Here is a 21,962-nt window from a genome sequence, read left to right on the forward strand (position 1 = left end):
AGGTAAGAACATGACTGACAAAATGACGCACGCCAACCCGAGCAAGAACCGCACGCCGCGCCATCGCGCGCGCGAGTTCGCGCTGCAGGGCCTGTACCAGTGGCTGCTGAACAACGAAGACGCGACCAAGGTCGTCAACAACATCCGCGGCGCCCATGGCTTCGACAAGGCGGACGGCGAGTACTTTGCCGACCTGCTGCGCGGCACCATCAAGCAATCGGTCGAGCTGCGTGAAGTGTTCACGCCGCTGGTCGATCGCGGCATTGGCGAACTGTCCCCGATCGAGCACGCGGTGCTGCTGATCGGCGCATATGAGCTGAAGAACCACGTTGAGATTCCATATCGCGTCGTGATCAACGAAGCGGTAGAGCTGACCAAGTCCTTTGGCGGTATCGATGGCCATAAATACGTGAACGGCGTGCTGGACAAGCTGGCGGCCCAACTGCGCGGCGACGAAGTCGCGGCAGACAAGAAGCGCTAATCCCTTCCCCCGGTGCCTGCGGCAGTGGCCGCGGGCCCGTCTTTCAGCACCAGTTGTCCCTTCACCAGCCATGCGGCTGAAAAGGCCATGACCGCAAGGGTCTCCGGCCAGAAGATCGATTGCTGCTGTCCGTTCAGTTCCAGGATCGCTATCCACGCGAATGCCACCGTCATCAGGGCGCCGCAGGCAATGTAGACCTTGTTGCGCGTGCATTTCTGTTGCGTCGGCAGGGAAGGCGTATTGGCGCGGAAGCGGAACGTCACCAGGTAAAACGTCAGCACGAAGAAGGCGGCAACGAAGATGAAGTGGTAGCCCAGCGGGCCATGCGGGGCGTGCAGCAGGGCTGCCACCAGCTTGCTCTCGTCGTCGGGCAGGATGGTGTCGGGTGACCTGAGGACGCCGATCGAGATTTTCATGGGGAAAAGGGCGATGCCGATGGCCGACGCTCCGGCCAGGATGGAAAACCAGCGGTCGCGCCGGTGGCCGGTATCGAAGAACGCCATGACCACTCCGCCCACCACCAGGGCGCCGACGAAGATGTCGCGCGCACTGCTGTAGTAATAGGCACTGATGGAGTTGGTGGTCCAGACCTGGTCCGGCGAGAGGAAGGCGAGCAGGCGCACGCTGACCGGCATCAGGAAGGCGATCCAGCCCACGGTTTGCTGCAAGGCCCGCTCGGAGATGAGCAAGTGGTTTGCGGTCGACATGCCTCCATTCTGCGCCGCGCATAATAAAAAAGCCACCCGAGGGTGGCTTCGTGCGCGGCAGGTGGTCGATTACAGGCCGGCCAGCTGGTCTGCGCTGATCGGCTTGTCAGCCTGGGCCACGGTGGTCGGGGCTTCTTTCGGCTTTGCCGGGGCAGGGGCGGAGGACGCGACCTGCTGCGGGGGGGTAATGTAAGGCACTTTCTTGCCGGCGGAGACTTGCTTCAGGCGCGAGTATTCCGCCAGCACGCGCGAACCATAGCCGTCATCGGTTTCGAAGGCGGCTGCGCCGACGTAGGATTTCAGGCCCGCTTCAACGGAACCGCCCTTGGCCACGTAATCCTTCAGGATCAGGGCGCCGACGCGGATGTTGGCGACCGGGTTCAGCGCAGCCTGCACGCCGCCCATGTCCTGGAATTTGTCGGTGTGGACCTTGGACATCACCTGCATCAGGCCTTGCGCCCCCATCGGGCTTTCCGCGAACGGATTCAGGCCCGACTCGATTGCCATCACGGCCAGGATCAGCAGCGGATCCAGCTTGATTTCGCGAGCGGTAAGGTAGGCGGTAGAGACCAGCATATTGGTCGCATCGCCAGCCACGCGGTAACGCTTGGAGAGCCAGTTGGTAACGGCATCCTGCTGCTTCTTGGAGCCCACCAGGTCTTTGTCCTCGGCGGCAAGCTGCGCTTCGGCAGTGGCGATGACCAGGCCGGCCGGACGCACTGCAGGCGCTTCCATCAGTTCGGACAGCGGAGGCGCCACGACGACTTGCTGAGGCGCTGGCGGCGCGCCGCGCAGGGCCTGGGCCAGATCGGTCGCCAGTTCAGGACGGGCAACCATGGCGCAAGCCATGACCAATGCAGCGATACCCAGGAGGCTCAGCAGAGACTGAGCGGCGGTCAGCAGACCGCGTGCCGAAATGCTCTGCGTGGAAATCCACGCGGCGGGCTGGCGAGCCCACAGGCGGGCGCTATCAAGCAACCCATTGAATCGATTGTTCATTCAGAACTCCCCTGAAATGTAAGAGTCAAAACGCGTCCCCGCCGCGCTAAAACGCGGTCAATTCGACGTGCCATAGTCGTTACATCAGTGTTATCTTCGTCCACCGCCGCACAGGTCGCACGGGACTGGACGCCATCATTGTTTGCTAAAGCTGGCGGGTCTATGGGGCCAGTTGCAACACAACTTTTTCCGGGAGGGAGGCAGACGCCTCGTGAAAAACACTCCTTAAAATGTCTGTGGAGCCCGGATACTCCGTGAATGTAATGAGTGACAACTTAGTTGGCATAAAGGCCATGTCCTCATCAGGTAGGTCAAATTGTAGGAGGGGTATTATATCTAGTCAATACTAACACCGTCGTTCTTTATTACTTTTGAGTATGATTTTCTCGTGAACACATTGACAAAAACCAATAAAATCAACGGCTTGACCAAAAGTGCTCAGACGGCCCGTCGGGAGCAAAAAAATCGTAAAAAAGTATGAAATATCGCGATCTCCGGGATTTTATTTCCCAACTGCAAGCAATGGGCGAACTTAAGCGCACAAGCTTGCCTGTTTCGCCACACCTCGAGATGACGGAAATTTGCGACCGCACCCTGCGTGCCGGCGGACCGGCCATCCTGTTCGAGAAACCGGCCGGTTTCGACATGCCGGTGCTGGGCAACCTGTTCGGCACCCCGCGTCGCGTGGCCCTGGGCATGGGAGCGGACGAAGTCGGCGAACTGCGCAAGATCGGGCATGTGCTGGCACAGTTGAAAGAACCCGAGCCGCCAAAGGGCTTCAAGGACTTGATGGGCCTGGGCTCGCTGGTAAAAGCAGTATGGGACATGTCGCCGAAGGAAATGCGCGGTGCGCCATGCCAGGAGATTGTCTGGGAAGGCAATGACGTAGACCTGGCCCGCCTGCCGATCCAGCATTGCTGGCCAGGCGACGTGGCGCCCCTTATTACATGGGGCCTTGTGATTACCAAGGGGCCGAACAAGAAGCGCCAGAACCTCGGCATCTACCGCCAGCAGGTCTTGGGGCGTAACAAGGTCATCATGCGCTGGCTGGCGCATCGCGGCGGCGCGCTGGACTTTCGCGAGCACTGCATCAAGCATCCGGGCCAGCCATATCCGGTCTGCGTGGCGTTGGGCGCCGATCCTGCAACCATCCTCGGCGCCGTCACGCCAGTGCCGGACAGCTTGTCGGAATACCAGTTTGCGGGCTTGCTGCGCGGCAGCCGCACCGAACTGGTAAAGGCGATCGGCAGCGAGTTGCGCGTGCCTGCTTCGGCCGAGATCGTGCTGGAAGGGCATATCTACCCGGACGAGAAGCATCCGTCGGGCTTCGAGCATGGCCTGGAAGGCCCGTATGGCGACCACACCGGCTATTACAACGAGCAGGACTGGTTCCCGGTCTTTACCATCGACCGCATCACCATGCGGCGCGACCCGATCTACCACTCCACTTATACAGGCAAGCCGCCGGACGAACCGGCTGTGCTGGGCGTGGCGCTGAACGAAGTGTTCGTGCCGTTGCTGCAGAAGCAGTTCAGCGAGATCACCGACTTTTACTTGCCTCCGGAAGGCTGCAGCTACCGCATGGCGGTGGTGCAGATCCGCAAACAGTACGCGGGCCACGCCAAGCGAGTCATGTTCGGCGTGTGGAGCTTCCTGCGCCAGTTCATGTATACCAAGTTCATTATCGTGGTGGACGAGGACGTGAACATCCGCGACTGGAAGGAAGTGATCTGGGCGATAACAACCCGCGTCGACCCGACCCGCGACACCACGCTGGTCGACAATACGCCGATCGATTACCTGGACTTTGCCTCGCCGGTCAGTGGCCTGGGCAGCAAGATGGGCATCGACGCTACCAATAAATGGCCGGGTGAAACCAGCCGGGAATGGGGCACCACGATCGCCATGACGCCCGATGTGAAAGCCCGTGTGGATGATATTTGGCAGCAGCTAGGTTTATAGCCTATAATTGCCGCCGGGCGGGCCCCTGCGCATTGTGGCACGGTTAACCTGGTCAGGTCGGGAACGAAGCAGCCAAAGCTGTTCACCGCAAGTGCCGCAGATCAGGCTCGCCTCCTTGAATTCTTAAAAAGCTGCCAATGGCAGCTTTTTTCATTCTGATTTTCCTTCAGCAGCACAGACTTCAGCGTGGCCGGTGCCGGTGCCGGTGCAGGGCAGTCAGCAGCAGCTTTCTCATGGTGGTGAGGTTGTAAAAAAGACAAAGTCCGGGCGAAGCCTGGCCAAACGTCTAATGTTGTCCGCAGTGCTTGCTAACTACGGTAAAATTCCGTTCATGTCCTATCAAGTCCTCGCTCGCAAATACCGTCCCCGGAACTTTGAAACGCTCGTCGGCCAGGAGCACGTTGTCCGTGCACTGACCCACGCGTTGCATACCGGTCGCCTGCACCACGCCTACCTGTTTACCGGGACGCGCGGTGTCGGCAAGACGACGCTGTCCCGTATCCTGGCCAAGTCGCTCAATTGCGTCGGCCCGGACGGCAATGGCGGGATCACGGCTACCCCGTGCGGCGTGTGCGAGGCTTGTACCGCGATCGACGGCGGACGCTTTGTCGACTACGTCGAGATGGATGCAGCATCCAACCGCGGCGTCGATGAAATGGCGCAGTTGCTTGAGCAGGCGGTGTACGCGCCGTCCAATGCACGCTTCAAGGTCTATATGATCGACGAGGTGCACATGCTGACCAACCACGCCTTCAATGCGATGCTGAAGACGTTGGAGGAACCGCCTGAGCACATCAAGTTCATCCTGGCGACCACCGATCCGCAAAAGATTCCTGTCACCGTGCTGTCGCGCTGCCTGCAGTTCAATCTGAAGCAGATGCCGCCGGGGCATATCGTCGGCCACCTGGAAAATATCCTGGGCCAGGAAAATGTGGTGTTCGAACAGCCGGCCTTGCGCTTGCTGGCGCAGGGCGCGTACGGCTCGATGCGCGATGCCTTGTCGCTGACCGACCAGGCGATTGCCTACGCCGCCGGCGCTGTCACGCTGGACGCGGTGCAGGGCATGCTGGGCGCTTTGGACCAGTCCTATCTGGTGCGCCTGCTGGACGCACTGGCCAATAAGGATGGCGCGGATTTGATGGCGGTGGCCGACGAGATGGCGACGCGTTCGCTGTCATATAACGGCGCCTTGCAGGACCTGGGCACTTTGCTGCACCGGATTGCGCTGGCGCAGACCGTGCCTTCCGCCGTGCCGGCGGACCTGCCTGAATATAGCGATATCGTGCGCCTGGCTTCCCTGTTCGATGCGGAGGAAGTGCAGCTGTTTTACCAGATCGCCGTGCACGGGCGGAATGAGTTGGGGCTGGCGCCGGATGAATATGCCGGCTTCTCCATGACCCTGTTACGCATGCTTGCCTTTCGGCCCGGCATCGGCGGGGCAGATGGCCAACCGGCCGGCGCCCCGGTAGCGGCTCGTCCAGCCGGTGCGAATCCGGCCCGTGCGGCTGCTGCAGCCGCCATGGCCGCATCGGCAGCAACGGCGGATCGCATGAGTGTTCCGGTTGGCCAACCCGCACCGGCCAGCGCCGCCCCGGCTGCGGCCGTGCCGCCAGCGCCGCCGGTCCAGCAAGTCGCACCCGCTGCCGCAGCGGCTGCAAACGCTGCCAGTGCCTCGCACCTGAGCAGCGTTCCGGCCAGTGCCCCGGCTGTCGCCGCGCAAGCCGCACCAGCGCAGCCAAGCGGTTCGCAGCTTGCCAACGCATCCGCTCCTGCGCCAGTCGCCACGTCGCAAGCTCCTGCCGCTGCAGCCCCTGCGCAGCCCGCGCCGGCAGCCGTGGCAGCACCGCAGCCTGCTGCTGCACCTGCCCTGGCTGCAGCGCCTGCGCCGCAGCCAGCGCCTGCCGCCGGCAGCCGCCCGATGAGCCCAGCCAAGATGGCTATCACGGCGGCATTGGAAGCCGCGCGCGCCGCAGCCGCTGCCCGTACCGGCCAGCGCGCGCCGGCGCCAGCACGTCCGGCAGCGCCGCAAGCCGACGCGCCAGCATCGCCGCCTGCAGCGCCAGCCTCCGCGCCGCGCGCAGCGATGTCGCCGGCACCGGCCGCCCAGCCTCCTGCCGCGCCATCGGCACCCCGGGCACCGGCGCCGTGGGAAGACGCCCCGGCGATGCAAGCCAGCGCTCCTTGGGACGACCACGACGGTGCCGCCGCCGTGATGGAAGCCCCGCAGCAAGTGCAGCAGCGCCGCGCTCCTCCAGTGCAGCAGCCGGCGGATGAAGACGAGCTCCCGCCCTGGGTCACCGACTTCTCCGAAGACTCCGCAGTGCCGGCCGGCGCCGACCACATTTCCGGCATGACGCAGGCAGCGCCGCAGCAACGCGCCGCCGCGCCGGCCCAGGCGCCATATGAATATGTCATCACCCCGGTTCCTGAATTGGGCTGGGACGGCAACTGGCCAGCGCTGGCCGCCCACCTGCCGCTGCGCGGCGTGGCGCAGCAGCTGGCAACCCAGGCCGAACTGGTAAGCTGTGCCTTTGACGGCAATATGGCCGTGTTCCGCATCCGCTGCCCGATCGAAACCTGGGCCACCCCGGCCAACGTGGAAAAACTGACCTCCGCCCTGACCGAACGCTTCGGCCGCGCCGCACGGGTCGAGACCGAAATCGGCAAGGCCTGGTACACCACCAGCGTCGAAGCCCAGGTGCACCGCGACAATTGCCAGCGAGCCGCTGAAGAAGCCGTAGCCGCCGATCCATTTATCAAAGCCATGGTGCGCGACTTCGGCGCCTTCGTCGTCCCCGGCTCGATCGTGGCGCCGATGACGCCAGCGCACTAAACCCAATACTCAACACCGAAATACGGAGAACCACACCATGATGAAGAACCAACTGGCCGGCCTGATGAAGCAAGCGCAAGCCATGCAGGACAACATGAAGAAGGCGCAAGAAGCGCTGGCCCTGATCGAAGTTGAAGGCCAGGCCGGCGCCGGCATGGTGAAGGTCGTCATGACCTGCAAGAACGACGTGAAGCGCGTGTCGATCGACCCATCGCTGCTGGGCGACGACAAGGACATGCTGGAAGACCTGGTAGCCGCCGCCTTCAACGACGCCGTGCGCAAGGCCGAAGCCACCGCTTCGGAAAAAATGAGCGGCCTGACCGCCGGCCTGCCGCTGCCACCCGGCTTCAAGATGCCTTTCTAAACCAACATCATGTTCATCATCACGCTCACGTACCTTAAACCGGCCGAGGAGATCGACAAGCTCCTCGCCGCGCACAGCGAGTACCTGCGCGAGCAATATGCCAACGGCATGTTCCTGATGTCTGGACGCCTGGTGCCGCGCACGGGCGGCATCATCCTTGCCACGGCCGATAGCCGGGCCGATATCGAAGCGGTGATCGAGCTGGACCCGTTCAACGAAGCGGGAGCAGCCAGCTACACGATCACCGAATTCGTGCCGACCAAGACGGCCGACTTCCTGAGCGCGTTCAAGCAATCCTGATCCAATGGCGAAGTCCTTTGAATTCCTGACGGAGGCGCTGCGCCGCCTGCCTGGTGTCGGCCCCAAGTCGGCCCAGCGCATGGCCTTCCACCTGCTGCAGCACGACCGCGAAGGCGCGGCGATGCTGTCGCGCGCTCTGTACCAGGCGGTGGAGCAGGTGCATCACTGCGAGCTGTGCAATACCTTCACCGAAACCGAGATCTGCGACACCTGCGCCGACGAGTCGCGCGACAAGCGCCAGCTATGCGTGGTCGAAACGCCGGCCGACCAGGCGATGATTGAATCCACGCTGACCTACAAGGGCCTGTACTTTGTCCTGATGGGCCGCCTGTCGCCGCTGGACGGCATCGGCCCGAAGGACATCCACCTCGAAAAGCTGCTGGCGCGCGCCGCCGACGGCGTGGTGGAGGAGGTGGTGCTGGCGACCAACTTCACCAACGAAGGCGAGGCCACCGCCCACTACATCAGCGAAATGCTGAAAGCCCGCGGCCTGGCCGTGACGCGCCTGGCGCGCGGCGTGCCCGTTGGCGGCGAGCTCGAATACGTCGACGCCGGCACCATCGCCCGCGCGATGCTGGACCGCCGCAGTACCTGATCGCCGCTGTCAAGTTGACGCGATGCCCGTCGGGCATGCGCCCAGCATCTGGCTGATGGCTTCCTGCGGGGCGGGGCGGCCGAGCAGGTAACCCTGGGCCATGTCGCAACCGTAGTGCTTCAGCAGGTCGAGCTGTTCGGGCGTTTCGACGCCTTCGGCCACCACGATCATCTTCAGGCCGTGCGCCATGGCGATGATGGCGCGCGTGATGGCGGCGTTTTCGCTGTCCTGCGGCAGTCCGCTGATGAAGCTCTTGTCGATCTTCAGGGCGCGCACGTCGAAACGTTTCAGGTAGCTCATGGACGAATAGCCGGTGCCGAAATCGTCGATCGACAGGAATACGCCGATGCCGCGCAACTGTTCCAGCGTGGCCAGCGTGGCGAGGGCGTTGTCCATCAATGTGCCCTCGGTCAGCTCCAGCTCCAGCAGGCCCGGATCGAGGCCGGTATCCTGCAATACCGCCAGCACGATCTGCGCCAGGTTTTCATCCTTGAACTGGCGCGCGGAGAGGTTGACTGCCATGCGGACAGGACGATCGCATTCGCGCTGCCAGGCGCGGGCCTGCCAGCAGGCGGTGCGCAACACCCATTCGCCGATCGGCACGATCAGGCCAGTCTCCTCCGCCAGCGGAATGAACTCCGTGGGCGGGATGATGCCGTGTTCCGGATGGCGCCAGCGTATCAGCGCTTCCACGCCGACGATGCGCGTGGTGGGCACGTCGACCTGGGGTTGGTACAGCAGGTAAAGCTCGTTGTTCTGCAAGGCCTTGCGCAAGCCCACCTCCAGCTTGACGTGGCTCATGATCTGCATCGTGAGCGAGGAGCTGTATAGCTTGGCGTTGTTCTTGCCGCAGTTCTTGGCGTGGTACATGGCGGTGTCGGCGAACTTGAGCAGCGAGGTGCAGTCTTCGCCGTCTTCCGGGTAGAGCGAAATGCCGATACTGGCGGTGACGAAGATTTCATGGCCGTCCAGGTTGAAGGGGCGGCGCATGGCGTCCTTCACGCGATGGGCGACGGCCAGGGCGTCGTCCACGCGCTCGATATCGGGCAGCAGGATCGTGAATTCATCGCCGCCCAGGCGGGCCAGGCTGCTCAAGTGGTCGCTGGGGCGTATGGTTTCGCGCAGGCGCTCGGTGACGATCTGCAGCAGCAGGTCGCCGACATTATGGCCCAGCGTATCGTTGATGCGCTTGAAGGAGTCCAGGTCCATGAACAGGATGGCGAACTTGCGCTGTTCGCGCTGCGAGCGCTCCAGCTCGCGCTCCAGCGTCTCGAGGAATGCCTGGCGATTCGGGATGCCGGTCAGGCTATCGCAATAGGCCAGCTTGCGGATCTGTTCTTCGGTGCGTTTGCGCTCACTGATGTCGCGCACCAGGCCGAGGACCTCGCCCGAGGCTGTGCCGACCAAACGCGCTTCAAAGTGGTGGCTGACGCCGTCGCGCGTCAATTCGTAATCGACCGAGTGCACGGAAGTGGAATGCAGCACGGCCGACAGTTGATCCAGCATGCGGCTTGCGATCGGGGCGGGCAGCACGTCGCGGATGTGGCGCCCCACGCATTCGCGGCTGGCGAAATCGGCTCCAGGCTCATGGCCTTCTTCGTAATCGAGGTAGTAGCCGTCGGCGCTGAGGCGGAAGAAGGTGTCGGGGATCGCGGCCAGCACGGCGCGGTTGTGGGCGTCGGCAATGCGCAGGCGGGCGATGGCATCGCTGGCGCGCAGCACATAGAGCACGCGGTGCCCGAGGATGGGCCAGTTGATCGGCTTGGAGACGAAGTCGGTGGCGCCGGCTTCATAGGCTTGCGTGACTGCGCCCAGGTCGTCGCCGCCGGTGACCATGATGACGGGAACGTGCGATGAGCTTTCCAGCTTGCGGATGGCGCGGCAGACGGAAAAGCCGTCGAGCAGCGGCATGTCGACGTCGAGCAGCACCAGGTCTGGCGCGTTGTCGCGGAAGCTGGCGATGGCCGCACGGCCATCGCTCGCTTCCACGGCGTCGAGCCCGACCTGGGCCAGCATTTCAAGCATCAACAGGCGCATGACGGGATCGTCGTCCGCCACCAGCACGGTGCCGCGTTTGGGTGAATAGAGCGCTGCCATGATTTCATGCTCCCTTCGGCAGAATGAGGCTGAGCGAATGCCGGACTGACTGGAATTCGCGCTCCAGTTGCGCTATCAGGTCTGCCGCACCATCGGTCTGGCCGGTGCGGGCAAGCTGTTCCAGGTCGCGGAACAGCCGGGCCAGCGTATCGGCGCCGACGTTGGCGCTGCTCGATTTCAGGCTGTGGGCGGTCTTGCGGATGGTGTTTGGGTCGCTTTCTGCGACCGCTTCGTGCAGGGCTGCGAGCTGGCGGGGCGTGTCTTGCAGGAAGGTGGCCAGCACGCGCTGCAGCAATGCCTCTCCTTGCCCTGCGCTGAGGGCGCGGATGGCGTCAAGCGCGAGCGGGTTGATGGCTGCGGGCATGGCTTGCAGGGGGGGGCGCACATGGCCTGCATCGGCTGGCTCGGCTGGGGGCGGGGCGTGCGCCTTGTGGTTGCCGACGGCGCTTGCTGGTGGTGCCTGGCCGGACGCGGCGCGCACTGCGAGAGCTACGGATAGCGCGCTGGCGGAGGCGCGGCTGTCCGGGGCCGTGGCCGGCAATGCGGCAGGCGCCGGGCGGGGCAGGGCGATCCACCGGCCAAGCGTATCGGCCAGGGCCTGTTGCGAGAACGGCTTGCTGATGTAATCGTCCATCCCCGCCGCAAGGCAGCGTTCACGGTCCCCTTGCAGGGCGTTGGCGGTGATGGCGACGATAGGCGTGGCGCGTGCGCGGCCGCGCTGCTGCTCCAGCCGGCGGATTTCGGCGGTGGCGGCCATGCCGTCCATCACCGGCATCATGCAGTCCATCAGCACCAGGTCGTAGTCGCCCGCCCGCACGGCCGCCAGCGCCTCCTCGCCGTTGGCAGCGCAGGCCACTTCCATGCCCAGGCCGCGCAGCATGGCCGACGCCACTTCCACATTGACGGGATTATCTTCCGCCAGCAGGGCGCGCGGGCGTTGGCCGAGGCGAGGACGCAGCGAGGCTTGGGACTGCGATGCGCCGCCGTGCGCAGCAGCGCCCACGCCTTCATTGGCCCGCACCGGCGTCACGATGCAGTCGTACAGGTCCGGCTCGCGCACCGGCTTGATAAGCTGGAACGCCACGCCGGCGGCACGGCGCTGCACCTGGTCCGCTGCATTGCGCTCGGAGGCCAGCAAGATCAGGCGGATGCCCGAAATGTCGGGATCGGCCTTGATCTCGGCCGCCAGCGCCAGCCCGCCGATATCGTCCAGCCCCATGTCAAGCAGCGCCACGTCGTAGGGCGTCCCCCGTGCGGCCGCCGCGTGCAGCTCGCGCAAGGCATCGGCGGCGCTTGGTGCGCAATGCCCTTGCAAGTGCCAGCGGCCCAGCAGGCGCTGGAGCGCCAGCGCGCTCTCGGCCTGGCGATCGACCACCAGCGCGCGCAAGCCCTTGGTCGGTTTTTGCTGGAAGCCTGCATCATCCGCATCCACGCGCCGCTTGTCGAATTGCACGGTGAACCAGAACACCGAACCGCGTCCCAGCGCGTTGTCGACGCCGATCGAGCCTCCCATCAACTCCACCAGCTGCTTGGAAATCGCCAATCCCAGCCCGGTACCGCCATGCTTGCGGGTAGTCGAGCCATCGCCCTGCGAGAACGAGTCGAAAATGTGGGCCCGCGCCTCGCGTGAAACGCCGATGCCGGTATCTTGCACTTCTATGCGCAGGCGGGCCGATTGCGCGTCTTCCTCCGCCACGCGAACCGCCACCTTGATCCGTCCCTGGTCGGTGAACTTGACCGCGTTGCCCAGCAGGTTGACGATCACCTGCCGCAGCCGGTTTGGGTCGCCGCAGATCGCCAGCGGAATATTGTTCGCCACAGCAAACTCCATCTCGATGCCCTTGGCCTGGGCCTGCGGCGCAAATACGTTCTCGATATCGTCAAGGAGTTCGCGCAGGTTGAAGTTGATGTATTCGACGGTCAGCTTGCCCGCTTCAACCTTGGAAAAGTCGAGGATGTCGTTGATGATCACCAGCAGGTGCTCTCCCGAGCGACGCACCATGCTGGTGTAGTGGCGCTGGGTCTCGGTCAGCTCGGTCGCCGCCAGCAGCTCGGCCATGCCCAGCACCCCGTTCATCGGCGTGCGGATTTCGTGCGACATATTGGCCAGGAAGGCGCTCTTGGCCTGGCTGGCCGCTTCCGCCGAATCCTTGGCTTTTTCCAGTTGCGCAGTGCGGATGCTGACCTGGCGTTCCAGTTCGCCGCGGTACTGCGCCAGCTTGGTGTCGCGGCTCTCGATCTGCGCCAGCATGCCGTTGAAGCTGTCGATCAGCGTGCCCAGTTCATCGCTGCGCTGGTGCTGCACCTGGGCGTAGGTCTGGCTGCTGCTCACCTTGTCCGCCGCCGCGATCAGCTGCGCAATGGGCGCCGCAATGCCTTCGCGAAAGCGCGCCGACAGCACCAGCGCCAGCCCGAAGGAGGAAACGGTGGCCGCCGCCGTAATGCCGAGGTTGCGCAGGATGCCAAGCCACAGCGAAGCCTGGCCGGCCTCGATCATCACCGCCCCGATCACATGCTGGCGCACCCGCACCGGCCGGTAAAGCCGCAGCAGCGGCGCCCACGGCGGCCCGTCACGCTCGGCCAGTTCGCCCGACGCCAGTTGCCGCAAGCGCGGCGCATCCAGCGCAATGGGCGCCGGTTCGCGCTGGGCAGGGTAGGAGGCAAACAGCCTGCCGTCCCGGTCGAACAGGGCGGCGCGCGTGATGTCGCTCTTGACCGCCAGCGCGGCCAAGGCCTGTTCGGCAGTCGGCCGGTCGGCATAAAGCAGGGAAGAGACGCTGTTGGCGCCGATGACATCAGCCAGCGAGGTTAGCTGCTTGCGCTCCTCGCTGGTGTGGGAAAGGATGGACGCGACGGCGAATGCCACGAACACCAGCAGCAGGGCGCTGCCGGTGGTGAGCACCGAGATGATGGTCAGTTTCTGGCTTAGGCCGGACCGTTCGAAATTGAGCATTTTCGCCGCCGAAGGACGATTCCATCGGGCAAAGAATAAATGCTAAGAATTTCGACACTTTGATCTGGCTCTAACTTCCAGTTACTAGCAGCAGCCACCCCGCTTGCCGGCGCCGCCGTAGCGCGCTTCCTGGCGTTCGCGGAAGAATTCCTCGTAGCTCATCACGGGCTCACCCGGGTGGGTGGTCTCGCGATGGGCGACGTAGGTGTCGTATTCCGGCAGGCCGCACATCAGCCGCATGCTCTGTCCGAGGTAGCGGCCTGCCTTGACGATTTCGCCGAGCATGGCTTTACTTGGCCGCGGCGGCGTATTGGGCCGGGGCTTCGTTGTGGGTCGGGCGGCTGGCGTTCCAGGCAGCCAGCGCGGTGCGCACGCCAAATACCAGTACGCTGACCACGACGATCATGAAGAAGGCTGCCAGGCCTGCATCGAGGTAGTCGTTGAAGATGACCTGCTGCATCTGCTCGATCGACTTGGCCGGGGCCAGCACTTTGCCGTCCGTCAGGGCCGCCTGGTATTTTGCGGCGTGGGCCATGAAGCCGATCTTCGGATTGGCGTCGAAGATCTTCTGCCAGCCGGCGGTCAGGGTGCACAGCAGCAGCCAGATGGTCGGCAGGATGGTGACCCAGGCGTATTTGGCGCGCTTCATCTTGAACAGCACGCAGGTCGCCAGGATCAGCGCAATCGCGGCCAGCATCTGGTTGGCGATGCCGAACAGCGGCCACAGGGTGTTGATGCCGCCCAGCGGATCGACCACGCCCTGGTACAGGAAGTAACCCCAGGCAGCCACGCACAGGCCGGTGGCCAGCAGGCTGGCGAACACGGAGTCGGTGCGTTTCAGCGACGGTGCGAAGGAGCCCAGCAAGTCCTGCAGCATGAAGCGGCCGGCGCGGGTGCCCGCATCGACAGCGGTCAGGATGAACAGGGCTTCGAACAGGATGGCGAAGTGGTACCAGAACGCCATCATGGCCTTGCCGCCCACCACGTTGGACAGGATGTGCGCCATGCCCACCGCCAGGGTCGGTGCGCCGCCGGCGCGGGAGATGATGGTGGATTCGCCCACGTCCTTGGCGGTCTGCGTCAGCATTTCAGGCGTGACGTAGAAGCCCCATTGGGAAATCGCCTGCGCTGCAGATTCGGCGGTGGTGCCGAGCAGTGCGGCCGGGCTGTTCATCGCGAAGTACACGCCTGGCTCGATGGTCGAAGCGGCCACCAGCGCCATGATGGCGACGAAGGATTCCATCAGCATCGCACCGTAGCCGATGAAGCGGGCGTGGGTTTCGTTCTCGATCATCTTCGGCGTGGTGCCGGAGGAGATCAGCGCGTGGAAGCCGGACACGGCGCCGCAGGCGATGGTGATGAACAGGAAGGGGAACAGGTTGCCGGACCATACAGGGCCGGTGCCGTCGATGAACTTGGTGATCGACGGCATCTGCAGCATCGGCGCCACGATCAGGATGCCCAGCGCCAGGCCGACAATGGTGCCAATCTTCAGGAAGGTGGACAGGTAGTCGCGCGGCGCCAGCAGCAGCCACACCGGCAGCACGGAAGCGATGAAGCCATAGCCGATCAGCATCCAGGTCAGTTCAGTGCCGGAGAAGGTGAACATCGGCGCGAGGGCAGGGTTTTCCTGCACCCACTGGCCGCCGAAGATGGCCAGCATCAGCAGCACGAAGCCGATCAGCGACACTTCGCCGACGCGGCCGACGCGGATATAGCGGGAGTAGACGCCCATGAACAGCGCAATCGGGATGGTCGCCATCACGGTGAAGGAGCCCCATGGCGAGTGCGCCAGCGCCTTCACCACGATCAGCGCCAGCACGGCCAGGATGATCACCATGATCATGAAGGTGCCCAGCAGCGCGATATTGCCCGGGATCGGGCCCAGTTCGGACTTGATCAGGTCGCCGAGCGAGCGGCCATCGCGGCGGGTGGAAATGAACAGCACCATGAAGTCCTGCACCGCGCCGGCGAACACCACGCCGGCCAGGATCCACAGCATGCCGGGCAGGTAGCCCATCTGCGCCGCCAGCACGGGGCCGACCAGCGGGCCGGCGCCGGCAATCGCGGCGAAGTGGTGGCCGAACAGAACGTTCTTATTGGTTGGCACGTAGTCCAGGCCATCGTTGTACTTATGGGCCGGGGTCAGGCGGTTGGCCTCCAGGCCCATGACGTTTTTGGCAATAAACAGGCTGTAGAAGCGGTACGCGATCAGGTACACGCAAACGGCTGCAATCACCAGCCAGATGGCGCTGACAGGTTCGCCGCGCTTGAGGGCAATCACGCCCAGGGCGCCGGCACCGAGCACCGACATCGCTGCCCAGCCAAGTTTCTTCATAACGGGATTCATCGGGGTCTCCTCCAAGGATGAATGGCCAGTATTCAGGAATTGAATATCTGTCACAAGCGCACCACTACGCAAACGCCGTCCGTATAACTACGTAGGACAAGCGCCCGGCAGCGGGCTTACAATCGCCGCATGAAGCTGCGGCAAAAGTTCCTGTTCCTGGCCATTGCGCCCCTGATCCTGGCCTTGTGCGCGATCGCCGTCGCGGTGCGCTACCAGGCGACGACGCTCGCCCGCCAGCAGCGCGACACCATCCAGCAGGCCTACCTGGCCAGCAAGGAAGCGGAGCTCAAGCACTACGTCACCCTGGCCAATCACTCGATTGCCCACCTGGTCAAATCCGGGCGCAAGGACCAGGCCACGCTGGACGAAGCGAAACGCATCCTGTCGACCCTGAGCTTCGGTGACGATGGTTATTTCTTCGTCTACGACATGCAGGGCAATTCGCTGATGCATCCGCGCCAGCCGGAGCTGGTGGGCCAGAACCTGTTCATGCTGAAGGACCAGGAAGGCAATCCCACCATCCAGCGCCTGCTGGCACGCGCCCGCGAAGGCGGAGGGCTGGAGCGCTACAACTGGGTCAAGCCCTCCACCCACAAGCCGGCGCCCAAGCTTGGTTACGTGATCCCGCTGCCCGAATGGGGCTGGATGCTGGGCACCGGCATCTATCTCGACGACGTCGATGCAGCGCTGGCCAAGGTTGACGCCCAGCAGCGCGGCAACATCCGCAATACCCTGCTGTGGATGGCGGCGATTGCGGCGCTGGCCCTGGTGGCGGTCGGCGTATCGGGCCTGGCGCTGAATATCCGCGAATACCGCGTCGCCGATGCCAAGCTCAAGGTGCTGGCGCAGCGCGTGGTCGAATCGCAGGAAGAGGAGAGGGCGCGCCTGTCGCGCGACCTGCACGACGGCATCAGCCAGTGGCTGGTGTCGATCAAGCTGCAGATCGAGGCCGGCATCATCCGCCTCGGCAACCCCGCGCAACAGGACAAGGCCAAGGCGGCTTTCGAACACACGGCGGAGCAGTTGAACAATGTGCTGGGAGAGGTGCGCCGCATCTCGCACAACCTGCGTCCCGCCATCCTGGACGACCTGGGCCTGGCCGCCGCGCTCGACCACCTGGCCGCCGAATTTCGCGAGCACATCGGCGTCGACGTGGCCTTCATCGCCAACGGCTGCACCGACCGCCTGCCGGACGTGGCGAACACGGTGCTGTTCCGCATTGCGCAGGAGGCGCTGACCAATATCGAGCGCCATGCTGCGGCGACCAGCATCAATATCGGCCTCGAAGGCGATGCCGAAGGCGTCACGCTGCGCATTGCCGACAATGGCAGCGGCTTCGATGCCGAGGGCATCGCCGGCCATCCGAAGCGCGGCATCGGATTACGGAATATGATGGAGCGCATGGAAGCGATCGGCGGCCAGTTCCGCATCGAGTCCTCGCCAGCCGGCACCACGGTGCTGGCGCGTGTAGACAACAAGGGCAAAAAATGAGTGAGCTGCGGACAAGGATCCTGCTGGTAGACGACCACCCCCTCGTACGCGACGGCCTGCGCGCGCGGCTGGAAGCGATGGCCCAGTTCGAAGTAGTAGGCGAGGCAGGCAGCGCCGCCGAGGCGCTGGAAGCTGCCGGCCTGCACAGCCCCGACCTGGTCCTGATGGACATCAATATGCGCGGCACCAATGGCATCGAAGCGACGGCCCTGTTCAAGCGCCAGTACCCGTCGATTGCAGTGCTGATCCTGTCGATGCACGACAAGCTGGAATACGTGACCCAGGCCATCCAGGCAGGCGCCCGCGGCTACGTGCTGAAAGACGCGCCGGGCAAGGATATCGTGGTCGCCATCGAAACCGTGATGGCCGGCGGCATCTACTACAGTGCCAACCTGGCGCAGCAGCTGGCCAAGCCCATGGCGCAGGACAACCATCTCACCACCCGCGAAGCGGAAGTGCTGCGCCACCTCGCCAATGGAGAATCGAACAAGCATATCGCGCGCGAGCTGGACCTCAGCGTGCGCACGGTGGAAACCCACCGCCTCAATATCAAGCGCAAGCTCGGCATCGAGGGACAGGCAGAATTGATCAAGTTTGCGGTACAACACGCACAATTCGACAAATAGAAATTGCTAAATAGCTCAGGAATGTATCGTTGCAGGTACAATCCGGCAATTCGATTGCTCCCTCTATCCCCAAAAAGCTGACTTTTCAGCAATTTCTGTTATATTCCCGGAGTCTTGTAACACAGGGTGTCAGCGGGCGCTCAATGGTTGCTTTACATCAATAAACCATTTACCATTGTTCGTATTGCCACACCGAGATTCCGATGTCTGCGTCAGATCCGAATTCGTTTCCGCTGGTGGGAATCAAGCCTGTCCTGGATAACCAAAACCACTGGGCAGGACTGGCGTTTCAAATGCCGGCAGCGGCTTCGCTGCCCGCGCTCCAATTGCTCCTTGGCTGTCCTGAATCCGAAGCACTGGGTTCGCTCGATTACTACATTCCCCTCGCCGATCCGCTTGCCATCGAGGCCAGCCGGCTCGATGGCCTGCCGCTCGCACGCATCGTCTTCACCGTCTCCGCCGCGCAGCTGGCCGACAGCGCAGTGCAGCAGCGCTGCAAGCAACTGGCCGAGCGCGGACTGCGCTTGCTGGTCGATGGTGAAGCTGGCGTCGCACCGGCCCAGGCCTGTCTCCGCAGCGAATTGCCGCGCGCGCAGCAACATGAAGCGGCGCAAGGCGACGGCACCACCCGCAAGCGCTTGCTTGCCCTGCTTGGCCTGCTGGCCCGGGACGCCGATTCGCGCGAGCTGGAAATCCTGCTGAAACAGGACCCGGCGCTGTCCTTCCAGTTGCTCAAGCTGGTCAATTCAGCCGCCTTCGCGCCGAACAGCAACCCTATCCACAATTTCGGGCAGGCCATCAACCTGCTGGGCCGCCGCCAACTGCAACGCTGGCTGCAACTGCTGCTGTACGCGCGCCAGCAAGCGGACGGCCCGGCCAATGCGCTGCTGCCGCTGGCCGCCCTGCGCGCCGCGCAAATGGAAGCCCTGTGCAAGCTGCGCGAAGGCGACCGCGATGAGCAGGACATGGCGTTCCTGGTCGGCGTGTTCTCGCTGCTCGACGTGTTGCTGGCAATGCCGATGACCGACATCGTATCGGCACTGAACCTCGACCTGGACGTCGTTGCGGCCCTGCTGGACCGCACCGGCGAACTGGGTGAGATGCTGGCGCTGGTGGAAATGCACGAACCGCAGGCGAGCGCGCTGCGCGACGTCGGCATCGACAATGAGACCTATTGGCGCAGCCTGTTGCAGGCCTACCATTGGGCGCTCCAGGTCAGCAGGAACGTGTGAGCATGCCCGCGCAACCGGTTGCCAATTTCCTCGCCAGCAGCGCCGCCGTGTGCGATGCCGTGCTGCGCCTGCGCGGGCACGCGCTGGTGGAGGAGCTTGGCCGCGTCGCGCGCGAGGTCACCGGCAGCCCGCACGGCCGCTACGTGCCGCGCGACATGACGCCGGCCACCGGCCTGCCGGGATGGGAGAGCGGCCTGTCGCAGCTGATCCAGTTCGACAGCCAGTACTTCGGCCGCTTTGAAGTGTCCGGTCTCGCATCCTATACCGACGCCAACCGGCAGAATCTCGCCAGCCTCGCCAGCCTGGCCGCCAGCATACTGCAAGTGCATTCGGTAGCGCAGCGCACCACCCACGCCTATGTGCAGGTGGAAGCGCGCCTGCAGCACCAGACGCAGATCCTGGACCAGATCCACGAGTCGGTACTGACCATGGACCCGAACGGCTTCATCACAAGCTGGAACAAGGGCGCCGAGCGCCTGTTCGGCTATTCGGCGGTGGAAGCGGTCGGCCGCAACATCATCTTCCTCTACGACGACGAAGACGAAGATCTCGGCGATGCATTCCTGGAGCAGGGCGGCCGCCTGATGGAAGTACGCCGCAAGAAAAAGAACGGCGAAGTATTCTGGGCCAGCCTGTCGCTGTCGCAGCTATGCGATATGGAAGACCGCTCGATCGGCCTGATCGCCTACCTGACCGATATCACGGAGCGCAAGCGGGCGGAGGAGCGCATCCACCACCTCGCATACTACGATGCGCTGACCAACCTGCCGAACCGTTCGCTGCTGACCAAGCTGGTCGACCAGGCCTTGATCGTGGCCCAGCGCAGCAAGGCGCACGGCTGCGTGATGTTCATCGACCTGAACCGCTTCAAGCTGATCAACGACACCCTGGGCCGCGCCGTGGGCGACGCGCTGCTGCGCGAAATTTCGCAGCGCTTCCGCCTGGCCCTGCGCGACCAGGACGTGGTGGCGCGGCTGTCCGGCGACGAATTCGCGGTTGGCCTGTTCGACATCCACCAGCATTACGAAGCAAGCATGGTGGCAAACAAGCTGCTGTCGGCGCTGAACGAGCCTTTCCTGATCGATGGCCATGACTTGCGCGTCAGCGCCTCGATCGGCATCAGCGTCTACCCGCAGGATGGCAACGACGCGGAAACCCTGCTGCGCCTGGCCGATATCGCCATGTATCGCGCCAAGCAGAATGCTTCGACCGACGGCGAGCATATCGCCTTCTACAGCCAGGACATGAACAAGGGCATGCAAGAGCGCATGCGCATCGAATCCGGCTTGCGCCAGGCGCTGGGCAATGGGCAGCTGCTGCTGCACTACCAGCCCAAGTTCGAAATCAGCAGCGGCAAGATCATCGGCGCCGAAGCGCTGGTGCGCTGGAAGCACCCCGAGCGCGGCCTGGTGCCGCCGGCCGAATTCATCCCGCTGGCGGAAGCGACCGGCCTGGTGGTGCAAGTCGGCGAATGGGTGCTGGAAGCTGCTTGCGCGCAGGCGCAGGCATGGAAGGAGAAAGGCTTGCCGCCGATTCGCCTGGCAGTCAATGTCTCTGCGCGCGAGTTCACTTCCGCGTTGCCAGGCCGTGTGATGGAAACGCTGCAGCGCTACGGCCTCGAACCATCCTGGCTGGAACTGGAAATCACCGAATCCACCCTGATGCACAATATCGAGCGCGTGATCGGCATCATGGATCGCCTGACAGCGGCCGGCATCACCTTGTCGCTGGACGACTTCGGCACCGGCTATTCCAGCCTGTCCTACCTGAAGCGATTCCCGATCGATACCTTGAAGATCGACCGCTCCTTCACCACCGGCATTCCGGTCGACACCAACGACTGCGCCATTGCCAGCACCATCATCAGCATTGCCCAGCAACTGAAGCACAAGGTGATTGCCGAGGGTGTGGAAACGCCGGAACAACTGGCCTTCCTCAAGGATTCCGGCTGCGACGAAGTACAGGGCTACCTGTTCTCGCGCCCCCTGCCGGCCGAGGAGTTCGAAGAGGCCCTGGTGCAGAACTGGGCGCCGCCAGAACGTATCGCCGCGGCAGGCTGACCATGTTGCGCGCCGCCCTCCTGGCCATGCTGGTTTCCTGCTCCGCGCAGGCTGCAGAGCCGGCGCGCATCAGGTTCGGCCTGCAGGACGACATTGCCCCCTTTGTCATGCCCGACCGCCACAGCGGCCTGATGGTCGATGTGCTGCGAGACGCCATGGCAACGCAAGGCATCGCAGCGGATTTCCTCTACCTGCCGCAGAAGCGAACCGAGGAAGCCCTGCGCAAGGGCGTAGTCGACGTAACGACCAGTGCCAAGCCAGGGATGACGCTGCCAGGCGTGATGAGCCGCTGGCCGATAACCAGCTTCCACAACCTTGCGATCACCCGGCGCGCCAACTTGCCGCGGCTCGATTCGGTCGCCGACCTGTCGCACTACCGCGTGACCGCCTTCAATGGCGCCAGCCGCATGCTAGGCCAGGCCTACCGCGACGCAGTGCAGGGCAATGCTCGCTACTCAGAACCCTTGACGCTGCAATCACCGCTGCTGGTGCTGAAGCAGGTGGACGTAGTGATCTCGCAGAAGGATATTTTCAACTTCTACCTGGACCGGCAGTCCTACCTGCGCGATGGCGATTTCGACCTGGTGTATCACGACATCCTCGGCAAGCCGAATGAATATTGGTTTGCCTTCCGAACGGTCGAAATGCGTGAAAGCTTCGAGCGCGGCATCGCGGCCCTGTACAAATCCGGCGACATCGACCGTATCTTCAATCGCTATAACAAAGCTTACGGCACCTCGCGTGATTTCTTCCGCCCATTGGACTGCCGCTTCGCTGCCATCAAGCCCCAGGACTGCTAGCTTATCGCGGCAGGAAGTTATTCATTGTGTCGTTCAACCTGCGCACTGCAGAACTTATCGAAAATTTAATTATTTTGCTATCCTACCGGTTTTCCAATTGAGCAACGCCAGA

At 63.5% G+C, this 21,962-nt stretch carries 17 protein-coding genes and 1 other RNA gene; 12 read left to right on the forward strand and 6 right to left on the reverse strand.

Features of this window, described 5'->3' with window-relative positions; genetic code table 11:
• Window positions 1-10 precede the first annotated feature (10 nt).
• On the forward strand, window positions 11-481 hold the full coding sequence (gene nusB, locus ACN9MU_RS12140) for a transcription antitermination factor NusB (protein WP_426170900.1): 471 nt from the start codon (window positions 11-13) through the stop codon (window positions 479-481).
• Here nusB and ACN9MU_RS12145 read toward each other — a convergent pair.
• Both ACN9MU_RS12145 and ACN9MU_RS12150 read right to left on the reverse strand, forming a co-directional pair.
• Window positions 478-1,188, reverse strand: coding sequence for a hypothetical protein (locus tag ACN9MU_RS12145; protein ID WP_426322597.1), 711 nt, complete (start codon window positions 1,186-1,188; stop codon window positions 478-480). The two genes, nusB and ACN9MU_RS12145, sit on opposite strands and share 4 nt — an antisense overlap.
• A 69-nt stretch (window positions 1,189-1,257) precedes the next feature.
• Complete coding sequence (locus ACN9MU_RS12150; protein ID WP_426170902.1) at window positions 1,258-2,187, reverse strand: transglycosylase SLT domain-containing protein; 930 nt, start codon at window positions 2,185-2,187, stop codon at window positions 1,258-1,260.
• 477 nt (window positions 2,188-2,664) lie between these two features.
• Between ACN9MU_RS12150 and ubiD the strand changes: the two genes are divergently transcribed.
• The 6 genes from ubiD to recR all read left to right on the forward strand — a co-directional run bounded on the left by ubiD (window position 2,665) and on the right by recR (window position 8,241).
• A complete protein-coding gene (gene ubiD, locus ACN9MU_RS12155) occupies window positions 2,665-4,149 on the forward strand; it encodes a 4-hydroxy-3-polyprenylbenzoate decarboxylase (RefSeq protein ID WP_426170903.1) in 1,485 nt (494 codons plus the stop codon).
• A gap of 16 nt (window positions 4,150-4,165) precedes the next feature.
• Window positions 4,166-4,264: signal recognition particle sRNA small type (ffs, locus tag ACN9MU_RS12160), an RNA gene on the forward strand.
• 216 nt (window positions 4,265-4,480) lie between these two features.
• Entirely contained in the window at window positions 4,481-6,982 is a 2,502-nt protein-coding gene (gene dnaX, locus ACN9MU_RS12165) for a DNA polymerase III subunit gamma/tau (RefSeq protein WP_426344639.1), read from the forward strand.
• A 37-nt stretch (window positions 6,983-7,019) separates the two neighbouring features.
• Complete coding sequence (locus ACN9MU_RS12170) at window positions 7,020-7,346, forward strand: YbaB/EbfC family nucleoid-associated protein (protein WP_130313213.1); 327 nt, start codon at window positions 7,020-7,022, stop codon at window positions 7,344-7,346.
• 9 nt (window positions 7,347-7,355) lie between these two features.
• The gene (locus tag ACN9MU_RS12175; RefSeq protein WP_426170909.1) at window positions 7,356-7,646 is read left to right on the forward strand and encodes a YciI family protein; all 291 of its coding nucleotides are present in this window, start codon (window positions 7,356-7,358) and stop codon (window positions 7,644-7,646) included.
• Between the two features lie 4 nt (window positions 7,647-7,650).
• Window positions 7,651-8,241: a recombination mediator RecR gene (gene recR, locus ACN9MU_RS12180; RefSeq protein ID WP_426344640.1), complete on the forward strand. Its 591-nt coding sequence runs from the start codon at window positions 7,651-7,653 to the stop codon at window positions 8,239-8,241.
• A gap of 9 nt (window positions 8,242-8,250) precedes the next feature.
• Here the strand turns inward: recR and ACN9MU_RS12185 are convergent, their stop codons facing one another.
• The 4 genes from ACN9MU_RS12185 to ACN9MU_RS12200 all read right to left on the reverse strand — a co-directional run bounded on the left by ACN9MU_RS12185 (window position 8,251) and on the right by ACN9MU_RS12200 (window position 15,641).
• Window positions 8,251-10,338: a putative bifunctional diguanylate cyclase/phosphodiesterase gene (locus ACN9MU_RS12185; protein ID WP_426170913.1), complete on the reverse strand. Its 2,088-nt coding sequence runs from the start codon at window positions 10,336-10,338 to the stop codon at window positions 8,251-8,253.
• Between the two features lie 4 nt (window positions 10,339-10,342).
• Window positions 10,343-13,291 carry a response regulator gene (locus ACN9MU_RS12190; RefSeq protein ID WP_426170915.1) on the reverse strand — a complete coding sequence of 983 codons (2,949 nt, stop codon included), beginning with the start codon at window positions 13,289-13,291 and terminating at the stop codon, window positions 10,343-10,345.
• An 84-nt stretch (window positions 13,292-13,375) separates the two neighbouring features.
• A complete protein-coding gene (locus ACN9MU_RS12195) occupies window positions 13,376-13,576 on the reverse strand; it encodes a YbdD/YjiX family protein (protein ID WP_130313223.1) in 201 nt (66 codons plus the stop codon).
• 4 nt (window positions 13,577-13,580) lie between these two features.
• Window positions 13,581-15,641 (reverse strand): carbon starvation CstA family protein, encoded by a 2,061-nt coding sequence (locus ACN9MU_RS12200; RefSeq protein ID WP_426170917.1) that lies wholly within the window; start codon window positions 15,639-15,641, stop codon window positions 13,581-13,583.
• 129 nt (window positions 15,642-15,770) lie between these two features.
• Here ACN9MU_RS12200 and ACN9MU_RS12205 point away from each other — a divergent pair, with 129 nt between their 5' ends.
• The 5 genes from ACN9MU_RS12205 to ACN9MU_RS12225 all read left to right on the forward strand — a co-directional run bounded on the left by ACN9MU_RS12205 (window position 15,771) and on the right by ACN9MU_RS12225 (window position 21,850).
• Entirely contained in the window at window positions 15,771-17,132 is a 1,362-nt protein-coding gene (locus ACN9MU_RS12205; protein ID WP_426170919.1) for a cache domain-containing protein, read from the forward strand.
• Window positions 17,129-17,758, forward strand: a complete 630-nt coding sequence (locus tag ACN9MU_RS12210; RefSeq protein ID WP_426170921.1) for a response regulator — start codon at window positions 17,129-17,131, stop codon at window positions 17,756-17,758. The genes ACN9MU_RS12205 and ACN9MU_RS12210 overlap by 4 nt, the downstream gene beginning before the upstream one ends.
• A gap of 293 nt (window positions 17,759-18,051) precedes the next feature.
• Window positions 18,052-18,990: an HDOD domain-containing protein gene (locus tag ACN9MU_RS12215; protein WP_426344641.1), complete on the forward strand. Its 939-nt coding sequence runs from the start codon at window positions 18,052-18,054 to the stop codon at window positions 18,988-18,990.
• A gap of 2 nt (window positions 18,991-18,992) precedes the next feature.
• Window positions 18,993-21,050, forward strand: coding sequence for a putative bifunctional diguanylate cyclase/phosphodiesterase (locus ACN9MU_RS12220; protein WP_426170924.1), 2,058 nt, complete (start codon window positions 18,993-18,995; stop codon window positions 21,048-21,050).
• Between the two features lie 2 nt (window positions 21,051-21,052).
• On the forward strand, window positions 21,053-21,850 hold the full coding sequence (locus ACN9MU_RS12225) for a substrate-binding periplasmic protein (protein WP_426170926.1): 798 nt from the start codon (window positions 21,053-21,055) through the stop codon (window positions 21,848-21,850).
• Window positions 21,851-21,962: the final 112 nt, after the last annotated feature.

It is taken from the genome of Pseudoduganella sp. R-32 (assembly GCF_049913245.1).
In the GTDB taxonomy this organism is placed as follows: domain Bacteria; phylum Pseudomonadota; class Gammaproteobacteria; order Burkholderiales; family Burkholderiaceae_D; genus Rugamonas.

Coding starts and splice junctions, on each gene's coding strand:
- ACN9MU_RS12170 (WP_130313213.1), top strand. CDS start 7,020: ATGATGAAGAACCAACTGGCCGGCCTGATGAAGCAAGCGCAAGCCATG.
- ACN9MU_RS12145 (WP_426322597.1), bottom strand. CDS start 1,188: ATGTCGACCGCAAACCACTTGCTCATCTCCGAGCGGGCCTTGCAGCAA.
- ACN9MU_RS12190 (WP_426170915.1), bottom strand. CDS start 13,291: ATGCTCAATTTCGAACGGTCCGGCCTAAGCCAGAAACTGACCATCATC.
- ACN9MU_RS12195 (WP_130313223.1), bottom strand. CDS start 13,576: ATGCTCGGCGAAATCGTCAAGGCAGGCCGCTACCTCGGACAGAGCATG.
- recR (WP_426344640.1), top strand. CDS start 7,651: ATGGCGAAGTCCTTTGAATTCCTGACGGAGGCGCTGCGCCGCCTGCCT.
- ACN9MU_RS12200 (WP_426170917.1), bottom strand. CDS start 15,641: ATGAATCCCGTTATGAAGAAACTTGGCTGGGCAGCGATGTCGGTGCTC.
- ACN9MU_RS12175 (WP_426170909.1), top strand. CDS start 7,356: ATGTTCATCATCACGCTCACGTACCTTAAACCGGCCGAGGAGATCGAC.
- ACN9MU_RS12225 (WP_426170926.1), top strand. CDS start 21,053: ATGTTGCGCGCCGCCCTCCTGGCCATGCTGGTTTCCTGCTCCGCGCAG.
- ACN9MU_RS12185 (WP_426170913.1), bottom strand. CDS start 10,338: ATGGCAGCGCTCTATTCACCCAAACGCGGCACCGTGCTGGTGGCGGAC.
- ACN9MU_RS12150 (WP_426170902.1), bottom strand. CDS start 2,187: ATGAACAATCGATTCAATGGGTTGCTTGATAGCGCCCGCCTGTGGGCT.
- ubiD (WP_426170903.1), top strand. CDS start 2,665: ATGAAATATCGCGATCTCCGGGATTTTATTTCCCAACTGCAAGCAATG.
- ACN9MU_RS12210 (WP_426170921.1), top strand. CDS start 17,129: ATGAGTGAGCTGCGGACAAGGATCCTGCTGGTAGACGACCACCCCCTC.
- nusB (WP_426170900.1), top strand. CDS start 11: ATGACTGACAAAATGACGCACGCCAACCCGAGCAAGAACCGCACGCCG.
- ACN9MU_RS12220 (WP_426170924.1), top strand. CDS start 18,993: ATGCCCGCGCAACCGGTTGCCAATTTCCTCGCCAGCAGCGCCGCCGTG.
- dnaX (WP_426344639.1), top strand. CDS start 4,481: ATGTCCTATCAAGTCCTCGCTCGCAAATACCGTCCCCGGAACTTTGAA.
- ACN9MU_RS12205 (WP_426170919.1), top strand. CDS start 15,771: ATGAAGCTGCGGCAAAAGTTCCTGTTCCTGGCCATTGCGCCCCTGATC.
- ACN9MU_RS12215 (WP_426344641.1), top strand. CDS start 18,052: ATGCCGGCAGCGGCTTCGCTGCCCGCGCTCCAATTGCTCCTTGGCTGT.